1 protein-coding gene is annotated in these 23920 nt (G+C 30.0%); it reads left to right on the top strand.

Annotated features, from left to right (window positions below):
* Positions 1-58: 58 nt before the first annotated feature.
* A partial coding sequence (locus ACERKK_RS03270) for an Ig-like domain-containing protein (RefSeq protein WP_373771649.1) occupies positions 59-23920 on the top strand: 23862 nt, incomplete at its 3' end.

Here is a 23920-nt window from a genome sequence, read left to right as displayed (position 1 = left end):
AATAATGAGTAAGCCAATACAATACATGACTAAAGTTAGAAGATATTTAAGAAATAAATTGTTAAAAGAAAAAAAACTTGACAGAAAGTTTAAAAATACTTTTAAAATTGATACTCTAGAGCCAAGAATATTACTCTCTGCTGACCCCATTGTAGCTGCAGTACAAAATGTTATTATCGAAGAGACTATAGATAATACTTCTTCAGAAGAAACAACAACTCAAACTAATAATGTTATTGAGTTAGAAGATTTATTATTAGATCCAAATTCTATAAAAACAATTTTAAATATTGATAATAATGATATTTTAAAAGGGACAGGAACATTTGATGGTACTGTAACAAATGAGGGTACTTTTTCTCCTGGACACTCACCAGGAGTTGTTGCTATAAATGAAGATTATACTCAAACAAGTGATGCAGTATTAGAAATAGAAATTGGTGGAAACGGTCTTGCCGGAGCTTCAGATGGTTTTGATCAAGTAAATATAGCTGGAAATGCTTCGTTTGATGGTACATTAAAAGTAAGTATCCTAGATGATTTTATTCCAAAAATAGGTGATACTTATACTATTATGACATATGATAGTTATGATGGTTTTTTTAATAATGGTGAAGGCTTATATGGATTCCATTCAGATTATTATTTTGAAATAGTTCAAACTGATAAAAAAATAGATTTAATTGTTAGAGAAATAGTTGAAGGTGATTTATTTGAAATACAAAGTCCAGATTTAACTGAACCTGAATTAACAACTTTTACAAACTCTTTAGGAATGTTATTAAATTCAGATGATTTTATACAAGCTACAGAAAGTATAACTTTTACAGGTGCGGTAAATATAGTTGATGCATATATTGCATCTGGAACATTTGAAATAGGTGCAATTTCAGAAAAAGAGATTAATATAGTTGGTGAAGAAAATAGTGTAACAGGATCTGTTATAACATTTTCAGCAAGTGATTTAGATATTAGCATTGGTGCTGATAATTTTGGGTTTAGTTTAAGTGATACAGATTTCTCAATGGCTTTATTTAACTCAACAGAAGAGAATGATAATAGAAGTTGGTTAGTATCTGAAGGAAGTACTGCAATTGGTAGTTTTACAGGATTGGATTTTGTAGATTTTACAGCTTCAAATATTTCACTTGATTTAAACTTAGGTTTGGGAGATAATAATACTTCTGTAGTAAATTTATCTGGTGATAATGCACTTACAGTAGGTACAAAACTTTTAGATAATGATGGTTCAAGGGGTGAACAGATAAGTATTGATACAACAGCTAGTCTGACAGTTGGAGATTATTTTAGTGGCAGTGGAGATTTTTCAATTGAGAAATTTTCTAAAGAGGTTACACTAAGTGATTTATCGACAGTCGATACTGATGTGTTCACAATAGGTGGAAGTAATATAGATGTTTTTGCTGGTTTAAATCATAATAAAGATGATGAATTAGGACTTAATGCTAAAAATGTTGAGTTTGGAATGGCTTTTTTATATGAAGGAACAAGTGTTTACTCAACTATGACTGCGGTATCAGAATCAACAGAACTTGTTGGTATTGATTCAGTAACACTTTCAGGACAAAAAACAACTATTAAAAAAAATAGTAGTAGCAATATTGTTACAGGGACTGTAGTTGATTTCTCAGCTAATAATATGGATATAAGAACTGGAAATACTAGTTCAATTACTATTGACACTAAGGGTGTTAATTATGGATCTTTTGATGCAACTATTATTGATGCAACTATGGTTGCAGCAGATTTTATTAATGTAAAAGGTGACTTCAATCTTTCTATGGGAGGAGAAGAACACTTAAAAGTTCAAGCAGCTATGCTTGATACTGATTCAATAGCGAAAGAAAGAGACATTACTGCAAGTTATATTTCATTGTCAGGTACTAATGTTGATATTTATGCTGGATTAGGTACTCCATATTATGGTGAAGGAAGTAAAGATGATAGTGTTGGACTTTATATGAATGATGTAAGTTTTTCTTACACTTCATATAAACAAAATCTTTTATCTTCTAATTATAATAATATGCAATTTGAAACTTTTACATCTTCAGCTGCTTCAGCAGCTACTGTAGGAATGGATGATTATCTAAGTGTGTCATTAAAAGATATATCTATAAGTATGAATATAGGTAGTTCTTTAAATCCTTTAGTTGATCCATATATTGATTATAAAGCATCTTTTGGTGAAAGTGGAAAAGAAATTACAATTGGTGATTCTTCAATATTCTATGACTTTAATCAATCTATAGGTATAGAAGTACTTGTTTCTAATGCACATATTGAAGTTGATGAATTTTTATATCTTGATGGAGCAATTTCCTTTTCAAAAGGTACTTCACTTGATGCAACAATCAATAATGGTGTAATATCTACAGAAAAAACTTCAGTTACAAGTGTAGATGTTATGACAATTGCAGGATATAACTTAAGTGGATTTTCAGGAATTGGTGGTCCTAGTAGTGCTGATAGAGTAGGTATAGATATCCAAAATGCAACTTTTGCAGCTGCGATAATGAAAACTGACTATACTGCTCCTTTACATTTATTGAAATCATCTTTTATAGCCGCTAAAGCAACAGTGGTAGAAGCTTCTTTAATGGGAATGGAAGGAGCAGTAACTGCAGATTTTAATGATATTGAAATTAATATTAATAGAGGTAATACAGCTTTAGATGCCTCTTTAATAGGACCTAGACCAAGTATAGATTTCTTAACTTCTACAAATGGTGAAGGTCTAAAAGTTCAAACAGGTTATAAAAGTGATGGTGAAGAAATTGAAGGTGAAAATTATGTTTTACTAGATTTTAGTAAAGATATTCTTGAGCTAAGTGTAGGTTATGCTGAAATGAGTATTCTTGGAGCATTACAAGCTAGAGGATCAGTAACCTTAGCAAAGAAAAGTGAAGAAGTATATTTAGAAGGTGATAATGAAAAAACTTCAGTAACAACTTTTTCAATAGGATTTAAAGATGCGCAAGCATTTATTGGTATTGGAGATTATTTTAATACTCCAAATGATGCTATAGGTTTTGCAGTAGATGATTTAGATTTGGCTGCTGTATTAATGAAACCAACAGCAGTTAACCCTGAAAGTTTAATTCAATATTTTGCAGTAAATGCAAACCTACAAAGTGCAGAAATAATAGGTGCTAGTGATGCTATAGAGATTAGTTTAAGTAAATTTAACTTTGAAGCAAATGTGTCAATTATAAATGGATATGTTGGTGGAATTCTAGATCCGGTTGTAGACTTTTCAAGATCAGGTGAAAATGATGGTATTTATAAAGTTAGAACAGGAAATGAATTAGATTTTATTGAATTAAATTATAACTCTTTTTTAACACAAACATCTGGACATATGGTACTTTCTACTAATGGTATTTTTGAAATAGATACATATTTCGATATGAAAATTACTGAAAACTCTTTTGGTTTATTCATTGGTGATGGTATGGTAAGTATTGGAAGTGACGATACTTACAAAATTGCAGGTGTTGAAGTTGAAGGTGTTATTGCAATAAATAAAGATGGATTAGCAAGTAAGTTAAAAGTAAATAGTGGTCTTGATTTAGGAAATACGATTGATCTTGATAGTAACTTTAATCTTACTATAAATACAATGGGTAAAGAGTATATTTATGTTGTTCCTGACAAATTTAAAGAAAATTTAGATTATGATCAAATTATAGTATCAGCAACACCAAGTTCTGATGACTCTTTAATTGGTAGTTATATCGAATTAGATGGTAGTGCTACTCTTGATATTGCAGGTGCTATGGAAGTATCTGGTGATATTCTTGTGATGTATAGTGCAAGTGATAAAGGGATTAAACAAAATATTAAACTTGATGGAAAATTAACTTCTGATTTTATTAACTCACAGAATGTTGTTGCAACTATGGGTATGGATGCAGAAGGTACTTTTGGAGCTCTTCAAATTGGAGGAGCAATAATTCAAAGTAGTGGTTTTGTTCTGAGAGGTAATTATATTGTTCAATTTAATAATACAACTTCTACAAAAACTGTAAGAGATATCATTGTTTCAAATGGTGAAGTTGTAAGTGAAACAACTTATGAACTTGGAGCATTAGGAAAGAGATTAGCAGGTGATGGTGAAGTAAGTATTGCAGGTCAAGTAAGCCTAAAAGGTCCAATTGATGTATCTTTTTCAGTTGAAGGATTGCAAGGAGATGTTGACTTAACATTAGATCTTGGTGGTTTTGGTGATACTCAAGTTCAAGGACAACTAGCAATTTTAAATACAAATGAAGGTCCTGTATTTGCGATGAATGCAAATGCAGAATTAAATATCGGTGCTGATATTGTAATGATTGTTGGTAATGGTAATGTTAAAATAAATACAAGTAGTGAAAAAGAATATGCAGGAGTTGCTGCAAATACAATACTTGATATAGATTTAGATGCTGATATGTATGTGTCAACTTTTAAATTGAAGACTATTTCTGGTGCAATTACTTTAGAAGGAAGTGAATTTAGAGCAGAAATAAATGATGCAGGTTTTGATTTCTTTGGAATTGCTGAAGCTGATATGAGTGGATATATTACATCATCTGGTAGTTTTAATTTTGCAATGGAAAAAAGCTTTAGTGTAGATTTAGGTCCAATTTGGATGAAAGCAGGAATAGATGTTGAACTTTCTGATAGTGGATTTAAAGGTAGTGTTTGGGGAGATATTGGAGCAAGTGTAGAAATACCATACTTCTATGATTTTTGGAATGGTAAATGGCTTTACAAAGAATTTTCTGCTTCAATTGGCTTTGATGGAGCTATAGAATTCTCTGAAATTATGGCACATGTTGCTGCTGAAATTGATATTATGGGTATTAAAATATCAGGAGAAGAAACTTGGTATATGAATGATTCAGCCTTACCTGTATTAGCTGAGCAATCAGGAGGTACACTAACTCTTAATATTGGTGATAGAGCATCTAAAAAAGGTGAAGATTATAAAGATATTATAAATGATAAATATATTATTACAAGTAGTGGTGCAAACTCTGTAACGGTATCTTCATTAGGAGTTTCAACAACTTACACAGGTGTTACAAAAATTGTAGGATATGCTGGTGAAGGAAATGATTATATTTCTGTTGGTTCAGGAGTAACTGCAGAACTTGATATTGATGGTGGTGCAGGAAAAGATTCATTTACTATTTTTAGTGCTGCTTCTAATAGTAGTGTAAGAGGTGGAGATGGTGATGATTACTATTTCTCTTTAGGTCACGATGTTGGAAGATTTTATGGTCAAGATGGAAATGACACTTTTGTTGGTGGAACTGGTAATGATATTATAGATCTAGGTGCTGGAGTTAATAAGGCTTTTGGTGGTGCAGGAAATGATACTTTAATTGTAAATGAAAAACAAATTACAACATTTGATGGTGGAAGTGGAAATGATAGTGTTTCATTAACAACAACATTAGATGAGTTTGAAATAAACGATTATCAATTTAAATCAGATATGGCAACTTTAAATTTTACAAACTCTTTAGAAACTTTTAATATTGATAATACATCAGCGCTTTTAAATATTAAAGGTGGAAATACTACTAACTTCTTTGGATATACAGATATAAATGTTAAAAATAGTGGTGATATTAATTTAACAGGAAATAGTTTTAATACAACAGGAGTATATAGTCTAACTTCTTTAAAAGATATTGATGTTAATAACTCAAAATTTATCGCTCAGAATGGAACAGTAGTTATAAAAGCTGCATCTATTAATGGAAATATGTATACAGATTTAAAAGCTTTAAGTGTATATACAACTTCTTCAACAGTTGCTACAAATTTAGTTATCAATGAAAAAGATGATTTAAATTTAGTTCAAGAAGGTATTAATATTACAAAAGGTTCTTTAGCTATTAATATTGAAATATTAAATGGTCAACTTACTTTACAAGAAGGTGTAATAAAAGCTAGTAATGATATTACTATTGTTGCTGATGATATTGATTTTATTTCAGGAGCAAATAAAATATCATCATCAAGTAACTTAAATCTTAAAACAATGCACTCTCAAATTAATTTTAGATTAGGTTCAACTGCTGAATCACAATTTGGAAGAGATACATCATTGGGTGATCCAAATGGGTATATGAATTTATCTCAAAGAGATTTAGCTGCTTTAAATGATGGCTTTGCTTCTATTAATATTGGAAGAGATGATGCAAAAATATACTTAGGTGATTTAACAGGATCTTCAACACTAACGGATATATTAAACTTAACTGCTGATTACATGAAAGTTCAAGGTAATTTCAACTCTAATGCTGATATGTATATTACAGTTAATAATTTAGAAGTTAGTTCACAAAATGTGCATGATGCTTTAGGTCAAGCTAATTCAGGAATAACAGCAAGTAATTTATTTTTAGAAATAGATGAACAGTTATATGTTGCAGGTTGGTTAAAAGGAACAAGTACATTAAGAATTAATATTAATAAAACAGATGGAATAGATGCTTTATTTAATGATGCTTCTGGAAAATACTCATTTATAGGAGATAGTTCAGGACTTTTATCTGCAAATACTTTAATTATTAATGCATCACAAGATATGAAAATTGGCTCACAAATAAATGCAAAAGATTTAGATATTGTAGCAGGTGGACTAATTAATATTTTAGATACAGGACGAATTATATCTAATTTTGATAACTCAGATATTAATATCCAATCTTCAAAAGCTTTATATGTAAATGGTTCTGTTGCTGCAGGGGCTAGTTTTGATGAAGATAGTGGAAATTGGGTTGAAAATGGTATTAATTCAAATCTTACATTAAGTGCATTAGGTGAACTTAAACTTTCAGGTGCGATTTCTGTTTCAGGAGATTTAAACTTAGAGGGTGGTTCATCGCAAGAAGATTATGCTTTATACTTTGATACAATTCCTGGAAAAACAATTACAACTATTGATCTAGCATATTTAAACAGTGTACAAAATGCTGATAAAATAGCAATTGCAAAACTTTTTGAAGATAATAATATTACTTTAGGAAGTGATTTTACAATTAAATCAATTGATAGCCTAAAAGGTTTCTATGATTTAACAGATGCTCAAAAAGATAAGGTAGCACAAAGTTTAGGATATGTTAAAAAAACAGGAGTTCATTATTTTAATCCTAATGCTCCTGCTGATAAACAACTAATAACTTCACTAACAAGTGGTGATGTATTATCAAAAGAAGGTTACACGTATTATAGTGGTCCTGTATATATTAAAGTTGATTCTCAAGAAATTGAAACAAGCTTTATTCAAGGTCAAAAAGCTGATTATTCAAACTTAGAAATTGATTGGACAGGAGTAACTGAACCATCAATAAATGCTAGTTTTGAGTCATTAACACTTGAGCAAAAAGAAGTTGTTGCTTCACACCTAGGTTATAGTACAAGAGATGGCGGAGTTAACTGGATTAATTTAGGTGCAGATATAAATGATAGATATAAAACTACATTTACGCAAGCAGCTAAAATTGATTATGCAAATGATGCTATGGCATGGGGAGATGCTGGAGTTCCAGCTGCAAATGCTACTTTTAGTTCATTAACAACTGCACAAAAAGATGTGGTTGCTAATGCCTTAGGATATAAAGTATATCATAATGGTGTATATGTTAATTTTGATGCAGAAGCCTCTTTAAAAGTAGTTGATTCTTTAAAAACAGGTGATTATATTATTAATGATATTAATTGGGGTGGAGTAAAAGCTCCTTTAGAAAATGCAACATTTGGAGAACTTTCAGCTGAACAAAGAGAAGTTGTTTTAAAATATCTTAAATTTACAGAAATAACAGGAAAAACTTTACTTTATAATGCACAAACTAATGATTTAATTGAAAGTATTGATGATTACAGTTTTGTTACATGGCCTGAAGAAGCAGGTGTTAAAGCACCTGCTGATGGTATACCATTTAGTGGATTAACAAAGGAACAGACAGCACATGTATTAAAATCAATGGGTTATGTAGAATATACAGGAACAGCATATCAAAATGTAGAAGGTAAATACGAAGCTACTTTTGAAAAACAAAATGGCTCGTTTAGCTATGAAAATAAAGATATGGGATGGTCTTTAGTTGATGTTCCAGATAGTACTACACCATTTGAGTCTTTAAGTATATCTCAACAAGAACTAATCTTAAAAGCTATTGGTTATACAAGATATGAAACTACAATTTATTATGATGCTGATAATGAAAACCCTAATGATAAAGTAAGAACAGATTTTGAATTGGGTGTTGATTATGCTAATAAAGATATAAACTTTGGAAATGTACCATTACAACAAAATAGATGGTTAATAGATGATGTAAATAATGAAACTAAATATATAATTTATGCAGAAGATATTAATGAAGATGGAAAATTTGAAACACTAAAACTTCAAGATGCTCCAAAACTTACAGGTCAAAGAGGTTTTGGTATTTTAATGAATGGTACATTAACAACATTCAAAGATAATGCTGATTTAGTTTTCTCAAGTGATAAAGATGTTATTTTTAGAGGTAATGTAAATATCTTAGGAGATAGCTCAAACCTTACTTTACAATCAGATTCTTGGGTATATGCAGAAGGACAGTTTGATGTAACAGGAAACATTACACTTCTTGGTGGAATAGGACTTGATGGTGAAGATTTAGGTGGTTCAAATACTACTGGAGATAGTGTATATATAGGTAAAACAACTACTTTAAACACAAAAGAAGCAGGTACAACTATAACTATTAAAGGTTCAAAAGATGTGGACATTTTAGGTGCAGTTGTTGCAGGTGGTGTTATTGGAGAAAATGGCGTAACTTATGCAGGTGTTGATTCTAGTGTTGTTATAGAAGCAGGAGAACAAGTATATGTTGATACTGTATTAACAGCTTCTTCAAATGTAACTATTACTACAACAGGTGATTTAAGTGAACATGATAATGGTAAATCTGTAATATTAACAAAAGGTGCAGGTCTTACAACTGCTGGTTTAAGTTCTCATGAAACTAATGGTGGATCTATTAGTATAAATGCTACTCATGATGTATCTGTTATGAGTATGATACTTTCAGGTGGAACAAAAACAAAAAGTACTACTACAAATGGATATGATGTAACATATAGTGATAAACTTTCAACTCTTTCTATTGTAAGTGGTGGACAAGCTTATATTGGTGGAATTACTAAAGCAAAAGATGGATCAATGATTGAAGTAGGTTCAACTCTTACTTCAACAGGTTCTATATATGTAAAAGGTGGAGATTCAGCCGATGGTGTAAGTGTTAGACTTCCAGGAACTGCAAAACTTATTACAAATGATGCAAATAGCACAATTACAATGATTGGTTCTCAAAATGTTAATGTTTCTGGTGTAGTTGTAGCAGGTGGTGAAGCTACAGATGTTTATGATGATGAAGGAAGATTACTAGGAACACAAATTGAATACTTCTCACCAGATGAAGAAAAAGGTGAAAAAGGTTCTTCTATTATCATTGAAGCTGGATACCAAGCAAAACTTCAAAGATCACTTTATGCAGGTCATTTAATTGATGTCCGTGGTGGAATGGGTGATATTTTTGCAAAAGAAAATGCAAAAGAGGGTGAAGAGTTAAGTCTATTTGTTGACCAAGGTGTAGTAATTGGCTCTAAAGTTCAGCTTCAAACATCACAAAAAGATAGTGATATTAATTTAAGTTCATCAGGAAACTTAATCATAACAGCTCCTTTATGGACACAAGAGATAAAAGCAGAAGGTTTTTCAAAAAATGCAAATGGTGTATTAGATGAAGATGTTACTCTTCATATTAAAGTAGATATAGGAGAGCAAATCTTAGAAGGTTATGTTCTTTTAAATGCACTAGATACACAAGAGTTCTCAAACTTATTTGATTTAAAAACTTATATAGAAAAACAAATTCAAGAGTTTGAATTTGATGTTGTATTTACAGCAGATGAAGAGATACCTATAGGCTCAACTCTTAAATTAGATGAGCAGATGCCTCAAATTTCATTAGCTTTAGATGATGGTCGGTTTATGTTTGTTGGCGATTCAAAAATTGAAATATTTACTGATTCTACTAATGCACAACTTATTGGTTTAACTTCTGAAACTGACTATGAAAGCTCAAGAGCTTATGCTATTAATGCCTCAGAATTTGGCTCTACTGTTAATATAGGAAGAGAAGGAGTAACAAGTGGTGATGTTACAATTGCAGGAAAAATTATAGCTTATGAAGGAATAAACTTCTTTAGTGGTGAAGCACTTGATGGATTTACTCAAAATGTTGATATTACTGCTCTAGCTGTAATAGAAACACTAAATGGTGGTATGGTTATAGATCCTGGAGCTTCAGGTACAATTTATGGTACTTTTATTGCACGTGGTACTGGAAGTAATATAGAAATTACTACAAGTGATAGTATAGATATTCATGGAACACTTATCGCACAAGAAAATATTATTATAAAAGCAGGAAGTGAAGTTAAAGAGGGTGAAGTAAGTATTCAAACTTATGGTACTGGTAAAATTCAAACTCTAAGTGATGGAGGAACTATCTCTTTAATTGGTGTAAATGATGTAAATATTGATACTACAATTGGTTTAGATGGAGCAAATTTAGCACTTGTTGAGTTAGGAAGTACTCATGGGACTTTAACTTTAAATAAAGAGTCAGGAAGAATAGAAACAAGTGGACAAATCAAATTTATTGGAAAAGATCTTGTTCTAGCTGGTGTTATAAAGTCTGATTATAAAACAGATGTAGGCTATGACTATGAATTAGATATTCAAACTGATGGTGATATTACAATATCTGGTACTGTTGATACTAAAGGTTCTATTCTTATAAGTGGTGGTGGAAATGTTGAAATATTCAATACAAGATTAATTGCTGATGAATTAGGCGATAAAATTGAAATCTCTGCTGGTAAAAATCTTACTTTAGGAACAGCACTTGCAAATGCTAGTGAAGATGCACAAAGAGCTGTTATTATACAAGCTAATGAAAATCTTTCTTTAAATGCTGGAGAAACTTTAAATATAGGTTATGATGCACAAGTTTACTCTATGGCTGATAATTCAAGTATTGATATTAGTGCTGGTGGATTAAATGTTGTTGGTATTATTGAAGCAGGGGCTAGTGTAATTTTCGCAGATACATTAACTGTAGAAAAAACTGGTAATAACGCAAATTTAAATATCAATAGTGATTCATCTCTTATATTGGGTGGTAAAGCTTTAGATGCAGATTTAAATATTGTTGATAGAGGTGTGAATCTTATTGCTTCTGGAAATATAAATATTATAACTGGTGCTGATTATTCTGGTGTTGGTATGGTTATCTCAAAACTTAGCTCTATTAGAAGTACAGGTTCAACAGATATCAGAGTTGATGGTTCTATGCAAATTGATGGTTTAATCAAAGCAGATGGAGAAAATGCAAATGTAAATATCAAATCTGATGGTATGATGTTTATTGATTCTTTAGTATATGCTACAAATAACTTAACTATTGAAGGTGGAACTAGTGAATATGGTGTTGGACTATATTTAGAAGAATTTACTTTTGATGAAGAAGGAAATAGACTAACAGGTGGAACACTAGATACTGCAGTTGATGGAAATATTACAGTTGGTGCTTATGAAGATGTATATCTTCTAGGAGTTGTTGGTCAGCTTGATGAAGAATTAAAAGCAAAAACATCAGAAATTACACTAACTTCAAATAGTGGTAAAATCAATGTATACCAAAATATTGATGCAAAAAATAAAGTAAGTGTTAAAACAGAAGATTTAAATCTATTCCAAAGTACTCATATATTTACATCGCAAACAAATAGTAGTATTAGTATTGATGCAAGTGGTGAAGTATATATAGAAAAAGCGCAAGATGAAGAAAATATTGATGCACAAATTAAAACATACTCTAGCCTTGATATAAAAACGAACTCACTTGTAATGCAAGGTTTAATAAATATTGAAAATGATGATTCTATAACACTAATAAATGCAAAAGGTGATGTAGCAATAACTGGAATCATCAGTGCAAAAGGAAGTATGACTTTAAATGCAGATGATATAAATATAACTTCTCAAGGTAAATTAGATGTGGCAGGTGACTTAGATATCACAGCAACAGGTGAGTTTAATCTTGATGCAGATGCAAGTCTTGGAGCTACAAAAGTTATATTAGTACCACAGTTTGTAACATCAGAAAAAACAATTAAAGTACCAGGTGGAACACAACAAGTAGAAGATGGAACATATACTGTAAAAGTAAGTGCAGGGATGACTCCTTATACTTATGAAAAAGTTTTAGGGTATAAAAAAGTTGATGTGGGTGATCAATACTTTACTATGGATATAGACCTTTCTCAAGATGGTTATTATAATAAAACTACAAATACATATAAAGAATTTTTTATTGAGGGTGTTGATTATCATAATAGTGATATATTTAGTAGTACAGAAGTTTCATCTGATTACAAAAATGATGATTATAAATCATGGCAACAATTATCCGATGATCAACAAAAAACAGTACTTCTTAATATAGGATATAAAGAAGCATTTAAAACATCAATATCAGCTATTATTGATCATCAAACAAAAGATGGTGTTGTAAGTCAAACATCTCGTTCAGCTAATTATCTTCCATGGTATGGAGAAACTAAACAATGGGTAACTATTGATGTAGATGGTTTTAGAGATAAAAGTTTATATATAGAACCTGGTCTTCAAGACTATATTTTAAGTGCAGTATTTAAAAGTAAAAGCTCTTCTTACACTGAAACAGTAGGTAGCTATATAGATAATGCAGAATATGAAATTGAACAAGTTTTTGAAAGTAACAATGGATATTCAGGAGAAGTTTTTACTAAAGAAGAACTAACATGGGCTGATTTGGACTCAGGTGGTTCAAATTCTGAAATCATATGGGATTCTGTTAATGTTGAAATTTATAATAATAACTATTATAAAGATGATACTAGGGTAATTAAATATACGAACATTAGTAGTGAAAATACGAATGCTTCTAACTTAAGTGCTGCTTTAAAACGATGGGATGGCGTATCGGGGTATTATCATTATTCTAATTATGTTGTTGGGCATAGTTCATCTTTATATGAAACTACATATACTGATAATGAAGATTGGAAATCATTTCAAGGTGATGTATATAAAATTAATTATATTAATGATAATTCATCTCAAAGAGTTATTTATGATATTAATAATAATATAATAGAATCAATAAATTACGCACCTAAAGATACATGGCAAAATGGTTCATTAGTTAATACAGATGTTGATTTTGATGAACTTTTAAGTAACAAATATGATTATAGAGAAACAGCACTTTCTAATATAAATGAAATGATAGCAAATGGAAATTCAACACTAATTTCTACAACAATAAGTCAACAAAAAGATACAATTAAAACAACATTTACTAATTCATCACAAATAAATGAATATCAGGTTTGGGATTCAAAAGGAGCTGGTGATTCAGCAAAAGTATGGTCTACTGGTACTGATTATAGTAGTTATAACACTACAAGATATGTTTATTCAGATTTAACAACAGAACTATATGCTTGGCAAGATTCAAAAGTATATATTTCAGACAAAAGAGATGACTTTAAATTTAGTATTACAACTCAAAACCAAGATATCTATGATAATCTTGAAATCAGAGCCTCTTTCGAAGAGTTAAAAGAGTCATTTGTAGATAGTACAGTAACTTTATGGAAAACAGTAAGTGTACCAGAGGTTGAGCAAACCGTTCAATTTACAGAGTTAAAAGAGGTAGAAGGGCAAGGGCGAAGTGTCGCTCAGTTTGGCTCTAAAAGTATTAATGCAACAAATATTACATTAAATATAAATAAAGATGTAAATATAAAAGGTGCTATTGAAGCTAGTGAAAACTTTGTATTAAATACAGATGGTTCATTTAATATTGAAGGTATGATTACTCAAGATGGTGATGGTAATGATATTGAGTTATTATCAAAAATTGATGCAGGCAGTTTAATTACAATTACTAGTGCAAAAGATATCAACTTAGCAGATAAATCAGCTTTAGAATTAACAGATGCAAATGGAGTGATAAATTTAGATGCAAAAGGTTCAATGCTTTTAGATGGAGAAGTAATAGCGGGTGGAACAGTTACCGTAAATGCAGGTTCAGATATTGAAATGAAATCTATAATTAAAGCAGACCAAAGTATTAGTATTGAAGTTTCAAACTCTTCAAAAGTTGGTTCAATTACAACAAATGAAGAAGTAATTTTAAAAACAACAAATCTTACATTAAGTGCAGGAGATAATGCAGGAGAGTTAAGAATAGTAAATTCTATTTTAGAAGCTAGTGATACTTTAACTTTAAATGCAAATGCGGCAAAAGTAATACAAACAGATTCAACAATCAGTGCGGATAAACTTTATATCAATGCTAATGATGGTGTTTCTATGAATATAACTGCAAATACAATAAATGTAAAAAATAGTGGTTCAGGTGATATTAATATTACTAACTTTAAAGCTGTTGTGTTAGAAGAAGTTGAAACTGTAAAAGGTTCTATTTATATAGAAGCTTATGGTGATATAACTGCTACAAGTGTTAAAGCATTAGGTGGAAGTAATAGAGATGATATTACACTTACTGCTATTAAAGAAGAAGAAAATAGTGCTTCAATTATAGTAGGTACAATAGAAGCTTTAGGTGAGGGTGATGTTACTTTAAATGCAGTTGATTCTGTAACAAAAGATATAGGGACAATAAAAGCAAATCAATTAACAGTAAAAGCAGGAACGCAAATAACATTAAATACTGATGTTGATATTATAACTTTTGAAAATTCAAAAGAAAATGCAAATGTAAGTATTAATCAAATTGGTACAAAAGAGATTACGTTTGATGGTGTAAAAGTTGCAAATGGTACATTAGATATTACAGCAGCAGGTTCAGTTGTTTTAGAAAATGTAGAGATGTTAAGTGATACTAAGAATGTAAGTGTAAATGCACAAGGTAATATAAGTATTAATTCACTTGTGGCAAAAGGTTCAATAGTAACTTTAACAAGTGGAGCTAATATCTATGAAACTACAAATGATGAAACAGCAGATATTATAGCAAAAGAGTTAATTTTAAGTGCAAATAATAATATTGATACTATTGAAGTAAGTATTGATAAGTTAACTGCAATTTCAACACTTGGAGATATAACGATAAGTGACCTTGATACAGAAGAGAATACTTCTGGATTAATGTTAGCTAATGTAGTTGCAAATGGTACAATTAATATTCTTGCACAAAATAATATTTTAACGCAAAGTGGTTCGCAAATTAAAGCTGATACTATAAAACTTCAAAGTGAACATGCAAATATTGATATAGTAAGTGGTTCTAGTTTTGAGCAAACAAAAGGTGTATCAATTATTGCAAGAGAGGGTATGTTTAGTATGTACCAATTCTTTAGTGGAACAGAACTTACTCAATATGAGAGTTCAAAAGATTTCCAATTTGGAAATCAAAATGCAACACTAGGGAATATTAGTTCAGATACTGTTATTTTAAAAACTAATGGAACTATTAAAATAAATGGAAATGTAACTGCAAAAGATTTAGTTGTTCTTGAAGCTGGGGATAATGTATTCTTATGGGGTATAAAAGGAAGCAGTGGAAATGTTGATAAAGTTGAAATAACAGCTAAGGGTCAAAGAGATATAAAAGTTGAGGGAGTAACTGTTACAGGTGGTAATATTGTTATTGCAAATGGAATAAATGCAGGAACAGGACTTGAAGCAGATGAGTTTGAGATACGAGCTAAAAATGATATTTTTATAAATGTAAATGATGATTTCTATGTAAATGGATTTATGGGTGGATTAGAAGGATTTGAAGCTTCTCAAAATATTACAATCACAGCAGGAACAGGAAATTTAAATATTGATGGTTCTATTATAAAAGCAAATGAAAGTGTTTTTTTACAAGGTACAAATATCAATAGTGATGCAAGTTCTGTATTTATAGCAAAAGATTTAAAAGCTATTGCAAATGGAAATATAAAATTAAATACAATGGTTGATACTATTGAATTAGATTCTTTAGTAAGTGGAGATGTATCAATTCTTGAAGCTGATGATATAACTATAAAAAGAGCAGATGTTCATGATGGTTTCTTTAAAATTACAGCTGGTGGAAATATCTTTGCACAAATAGTAAGAACACATGTTGATGATGCATCAAATGATATTATATTACAAGCTACAGGAACAATTAGTACTGGAAATGTTGCTGCAACTACACAAGGGCCAACTGGACAAACTACAGGAACTGTAACAGCAACTCAAAATATTAGTGCAACAGATTCAAGTATTTATATGAAAGAAGATTGGATTGTAGGTGGTGAGGTTTTAAGTGGGAATAGTACATATACAGTTATTAAACTTCCAATAAAAACAGAAGAATTTACAGACCTTGAACCTTTAACAATAAAATCAGGAACAGGCGTAAATGATGATTTAACTATTATCGCACCAATTGATATAGGTATTGGACATTTAATTTTAGAATCAGGTGGAGGAATTGGGCTTGGTGAGAAAATAACTGCACAAAAGTTAACTGCAAGTTTAAAAGATGATATTACAATAGAATCACAACTTGATAACTTAGATTTAAGAGTATCAGGTACAGGTAATGTAACTGTATCTCAAACAGGTGATTTAATAGTAGATAGACTTGAAACAAATGGTGGAAATGTATCATTCTTTGTAGATGGAAATGTAACATTTAATGATGTAATAGGTAGTGCAAAAAGTTTTACAGTAACAGTTACGGATGGTCATAGTATTGTAGTAAATGGTCAAACGTATAACGCAGGAACAACAACATTTACAGCAGTAGGTGGAACAGTAATAGCAAATATTAATATGACAACATTAGATTTAACTTCAAGTGGTGATATTGATTTAACAGATAGTAATGGGTTTATTTTAGATTCTTACGTGACAACTGATAGAACAAATGACTTTAGTATAAATAGTAGTAGTGGTACAACAACTATTAATGCAAATATTTCAAGAGAAGGGGATGGTGCATTAACTTTAAATGTTGGAGCATTAACTTTAAATGAATCATTACATTCAAATGATGCTTTAAATATAACAGCAGTTGGAGATATAATTTTAGGTGAATATGCAAATATTACAACTAGTGATGATGCTATTTCTCTTCATTCTACAAATGGTGCTATCATTTTAGATAATAAAAGTTCAATAAACTCAGGTTCAGCACAAATTACACTTGAAGCACAAAATGATATTAGTGTTGGTAAATTATTTACAACAAGTGCAGAAGATTTAACTATCACATCACATAGTGGAGCAATTTTAGATTCTGGTAATGGTGCTATTGATATTGATGCACAAAATGCAAAACTTGTATTAAGTGCAGTTAATGGGATTGGTTCAAGTGATGCACTTGAAACAAATGTTGTGTCATTAGAACTTACAAATACAACAAGTGGTGATATTAATATCACTGATTTATCAGATACAGAGATAGTAAAATTTGCACAAAATGGTGCAGGTGGAACAATAAAAAATATCAATGGGGATATGATAGTAAGTGAAGTTACAGGTGGAAGTAGTTCAGTTATAAAACTTGAAACAAATAATATCACACTTAATGGTGCAATAACAACAGCGGGTGCTGGAGTTGAAATAAATGCAAATAAAGGTGATATCGTACTTTCTAATTCAATCTTAGTTAATGGTGCAGGTGATATTAAAATTAAAGCATTAACAGGTTCAATTGTTACAAATATTGATGATGTTCAATGGTTAAAAGATGGTGATAAATTTAGTTCAGATATTTATAATGCTATTACAAGCGGTGAATTTACAGTTGATATAAGTACAGGAGAGATTTTAACAAAAGAAGGAAAAGTATTACATACTTCAAATGGTTTATATTTTCAAACAACATCAGGAGATATGGAACTTAGTGCATTTGGAACTATTGGTGGAAGAACATCAATAGTAGAGACACAATTAAGTGACGGTGAAACTTCAGAAGAAACGGCTAATAGACATATAAATGAAGATTTTGCTTTATCTATTTTAATTAATGCAAATAACTTAACTATTAATAGTATAAATAATGAAGCAATTAATGTATTAGCAACATCAGGTATAAATATTTCAAGTCAAACAACAAAAGAAGGTATTATAAATGTTTATACACTTTCAGGAGAGCAATCAATTGAAACAGCATTAGATGCTGGAGAAAAAGATATTGTTTTTGTAGCAAATGATATTTCAATAAAAGATATTGTAACAACAACAGGTGACTTACAAATTGGTTCTTTAAATCCAGATACTGATTATAGATTTGGTAGTACACAAGGTAGTGATAAAGAGGGTGAATTTACTATTGACTTTGAAGAAAATAAACTATTAAGTGATAGTATTCAAACAATTAATATAGGTGAAGTAGGTACAAAAGGTGATATTTCATTTGGTGATGATTTAGTTGATGGTGAGATTTTAGATGATGAGGAAAAAGAGGCTAAAAAGATTGTTGTTAATAGTGATTTAATTATTACAACAGAAGGTAAAACATTTGTAAACTCAGCATTAGAAGCAAACTCTATTAAATTATATGGTCCACACTATACTTTGGCTTTAAATGATGATTTAACTTCTTTAAATGAATTAGAAATTCATGATTCATTAAAAGTTGGAGGAGATAATTCAATTACAGCAGGATCTTATATAGTTCTTACTTCAGATGAAGTAGAGTTTATTCAAGGTGATTCAAAAGCTGGTGATGATATATTAAATTTAAATGCAAATAGTGGAAATATTACAATAGCTGGAAATGTTGGAGCAGCGCAAGGAACACAATTTGATGGTGCTGATGTAGATAATTTAGAAGGTTTCAGTATTATTGATTTAGCAGACAATAGTGCAGGTGCTATTGATGTAAGTTTTGCACAAGACTTCTATGTAGATGGAGATGTAACTATTTATGCAACAGGAGATGTTGTATTTACTGGTGTTGTAAATATTACAGGTAGTTTAAACATTATTGGTGCAAATAGTATTACGTTTGCTTCAAGTGTAAGTGTTACTAATGATATGAATTTAGAAGCAAATGAAATTGATTTTAACGATGTTGTTGGAAGTGTTGATGTTAATGGAGATATTTCATTTAAAGCAACAGATATAAATAGAGCTGTTTTAGTAGATCAAGATACAATAAAATCAAATGCTTTAAATATTGATAATGATGATATGTTAGCATTGCAAACAGGTTATACAGGAATCTCTTTTGGAAAACTTGGTGGTGGAGATGTAAAACTTTCTACAGATATAGATTTTAATAGTAATCTTGGTTTATATGGAGCAAGTATTGATATTCAGTCAAGTGCAGATGAGTTTGTAATAGGTGGAGATGTAACTATTGGAGCTAGTAAAAATGTAATACTTTCCAATTCATTATTAGCAAGTGGTGATGTTGAAATTAAAACAACAGAAGGTAAAATCAAACTTGAGTCTTCACAATTAGTTCAAGCAGATGATTTAATACTTGAAGCAAAAACTGGTATCGTAATGACAAAGTTAGATGTAAACTCTTTATCTGCTATTAATAGTGGAAGTGGTGCAATTAACTTAAATGTAATAGCAACTTCTGGTGATGTTACTGTTACAAATTTAAAACAACTTGATGCTTCTTCAAATGGAGATATTACACTTAAAACAGAAAATGGTTCTATTACAATGGCAGGAGCAACAACTGCAGGATCAGGTGATGTTAGAATAACAGCAAATTCTACTGGCGCAATGGCTTCAATAGTAAACACAAGTGCTATTTCAACAACAACAGGATTAATTGTATTAGATGTAGTAAATGATATTACTATTGGAACTAATTCTGATGTAAGTACTACAGGTTATGGAACGATTACGCTTACAGCTAATAAAGGTACGATTACTCAAAATTCTGATGTAACAACACAAGGTGCATTAGTTACGTATACAGCAGGTGCAGATATTATAATGGATGGAGATGCAACAACTTCTACATTTGATGCAGCTTCAAATAGTTCAAAAGTGCAATTTAATGCAGCAGGAGATATAAAACTAGGTTCAGTTGGAGCAGATGGTTTTATAAATCTTGTATCAGGTGGAGCAATTACAGATAACTCTACAAGTCATGAAAATATATTAAACTTATTTGGTGAAACTACAATTGTTACATTAAATGCAAAAAATGGAATTGGTGGATCAGGTGATAATGATTTAGATACAAATATTGCATCTATTTCTTCTGTTAATACAATTAGTGGTGGAACATATATTCAAGAAAAAAATGATTTAATTCTTAATAGTGGAAATATTATCTCAAAAGGTGATAATGGAACAATTAGTATTGATGTTTTAGATGGTTCTTTAAAAGTAGTTGGAGAGATTTTAAATTCAGCAGATCATGCAGATGTAATTCTTCAAACGCAAGAGAGTGATGAAAGTACAGATTCAAATATCCAAATAAATACAGATATTCAAGTTGCACATGGTAATTTAACTATTATTTCAAGTGATTCTATTACAAATGTAGTTGATAATATATTAAGTACAGAAGGTGTTACTTATAGTATTGTAATAAAAGCTCAAGATAGTATTAATTTACAAAGTGGCACAGAAGTTAAAACAACATCAAGCGGTACTGTTTTCATGGAAGCCATAAGTGGTAATATCTCTTTTGACCATATTGAAACAACTAAAGCTGTAATCTCTGCTGGTGGAAATATTATAAATACCGATAGTGATATAGAATTTGATATTGAAGCAAAAGAGCTATTATTAAAAGCTGGTGGAAGTATAGATGCAATAGAAAGTGATATTGAAAAATTAAGTGTATCATCAGGAGCTGGTGATTTTAGTATTGTAAATGCAAAAGCACTTGAAATTGGAAGTGTTACATTAAATGAATTTACTCAAAATGGTGTAGTAACAGTAGGTAATATTAATATTGAAACACCTGAAACTTTAACATTTGATACTATTAGTACAACAGGTAATGTAAATATAACTGCAACAGAGTTATTAAATTATGATACATCTATTCTTAGAGGTGATATTGTAACTGTTGATTTAAGTGGTGAAAATACTACTTTTGGTACAAGTGATACAAAAGTTACAACTGAAATTAGAGTATTAAATCTAAATTATTGGGCAGATGATATATCAATAGATGAGTTAGATGATATTATTATAAATACATATACAGCTGATAAATTAATTATAAAAGCAGATGATGTTACATTGAATTTATCAGCAACAAATAGTGCTATTGGTACAGAAGAAAAAGCTGCATTTACAGATGTTACATCATTAACAGCAACTGTTGGAGATGGAATTATTTATATTAAAGAAGTTGATGATATTACTTTAGATATTACTCAATCTCAAGATTCGTCAAGTTCACTTGATTTAAGATCTTTAAGTGGAAGTATTATCTTAAATAGTCATCTTAATACACAAGGTAATATTAATTATGAAGCAGATGAATTAACAATAAATGCAGATGCTACTAATATGTTAGGAACTTTAGATAAACATGCTACTACTTCATTAAATAAATTAAGTGGTACAAGTTTTGAAGATATTTATATTAATGAAGCTGATTCTATTGAATTAAATTTTGATAGTGCTAAATCTGTAAATATTGAAATTGAAGATGGCTCTGTTAATGTATTAAAAGATTTAAGTATTAGTGATGATATGTCTATTGTAACAACTGGTGGTTCATCAGATATTATCTTTAATGGAACATTAGCAGCTACAAATTCAAATATAGTATTAGAAGCTGGAAAAGGAATTATCTTTAATGATGATGTAACTTTAATAGGTACAGATAAAACTTTAGATGCAAAAGCTTCAACTGATGATATAACTGTTGTTAAATCAATAACTACAGAAAATTCTTTTGTTTCTCTTGTAACAAATTCAAATATTAACTTAGGTGTTATTAATGTAGGTACGGCAGATGTTAAGTTAACTCAACATGATGTTATTGATACTACACTTGTTAATAACGTAATATCAGATGGTTTAATCTTAACAAGTAATGATGGTATTGGAACAAATGAAGCTGCATTAACTTTTAATAAAGACATAAGACTTTCTTTAAGTACAAATAATGGTGATATAAATGTTGTATCAGATAGTAAGATTACTTTTGGAACTGATTTAGAATCTGATTCAATTTATGTAAACAACTCAAAAAATGTAAATATTGAAGCTAGTGAAATTGCATTTAATACAAGTGATGAGTATAAAGATATTAATGCTGTAGGTAATGGTTCAGTAACTTTAAAAGCAACTAATGGAAGTATTATAACAAAAGAAGAGATTCAAGCAGGTTCTGGTGTTATAACTTTAGAAGCTAGTAAAAATATAGAACAAAATAGTGATATTAGAACAACAAGTACAAATGAAAGTACAATCACAGCAGCAGAAGACTATCTAATTAGTTCTGGCTCTGTTTTCTCATCTTATGGAGATATAACAGTAGTTGCTGATGAATTAAAATTAGGTACTTTAAGTACAAGAGAAACCTTAACTATTACTGCAAATTCAATTCAAGAAAGTGAAGAGTTTAATTCAACTGCAAAATTAACAGCGAATACTTTAATAATTAAATCAGCAGATATAACAGCTGAAAATATTGTAACTCAACTTGAATCAGATCTTGCAGAAAAAGTAGGAATCATTGAATCAGCATCGAATAAAATAGAAGAAAACCAAAATATAATTGATAATGCAACTACTGTAATTGAAATAGCAAATCAAACTATATCAAATGCAGAAGATAAAATAATAGAAGCATCATCTGATTTAGATATAGCAAATCAACTTTTAATAGATGCAATTACACAAGAAGAAATTGATGCTGCAAATGAAGCAATAGTAGCTGCAAATGAAAAAAATGATGCAGCAATTATTAGTAAAAATGAAGCTTTAGCTTCTAAAGCTGATTCTCAAAATAGTATTGATGCTGCAATAATTGTAAAAAATGCTCAAACTATTATAAAAACACAAGCAGAAAATGAAAAAAATATTTTAGAAAGTGAATTAGCTACTGCAAAATCAAAAATGGTACAAATAGGAAAAGTAGATAATTTATTAGAAGTTAAATATAAAACTTTAATTGAAACAGAAGCCACAAAAAATGGCTATTTACTGGCACTTGCTAATCCAAGTATTGAAATTAGCTCAAGTACTCAAGAGTACACAAATAAAGAGTTTGAAGTAAAAATTTCATTTAGTGATGTCGTTTATGGTTTTGATATTAATGATATTAATGTAAGTAATGCATCTATAGTATCAGGACTTACAACAGTAGATAATATAAATTACTATATTACATTAAAACCAGAAGCAAATAGTGTAAATGAAATAACTGTAAGTGTAAATCAAGATGTTGCACAAGATATAGATGGCTTTAATAATACAGCAGCAAATGACTTTGTGATAAATTCTGACACAGTTCTACCAACAGTTAAAATCTATAATGATGGATTAGGTAGTGTAAGTTCTGTAGTAAATTATACTTTTGAATTCTCTGAAGCAGTATACGGTTTTGATGTAAATGATATAGTAGTTGTAAATGGAACAGTGTCTGGTAACTTTGTAAGTGGTAAAGATGGTGATAAAGTATATAAAATTTCAATTACTCCAAATGAAGATATAGATGGCAATTTAAGCGTTTATCTAAAAGAAGGTTGTGTTTTAGATATAGCAGGTAATAAAAATGTTGCATCAGCAATTAACTCTTTAAAAATAGATAATAAATCAGTGTATAAACAGTATGGAAATATG

The organism is Poseidonibacter sp. (genome assembly GCF_041821165.1).
GTDB lineage: Bacteria > Campylobacterota > Campylobacteria > Campylobacterales > Arcobacteraceae > Poseidonibacter.
Note: the sequence above shows the minus strand (reverse complement) of the source record. Positions and strands in the feature narration are given on the sequence as shown.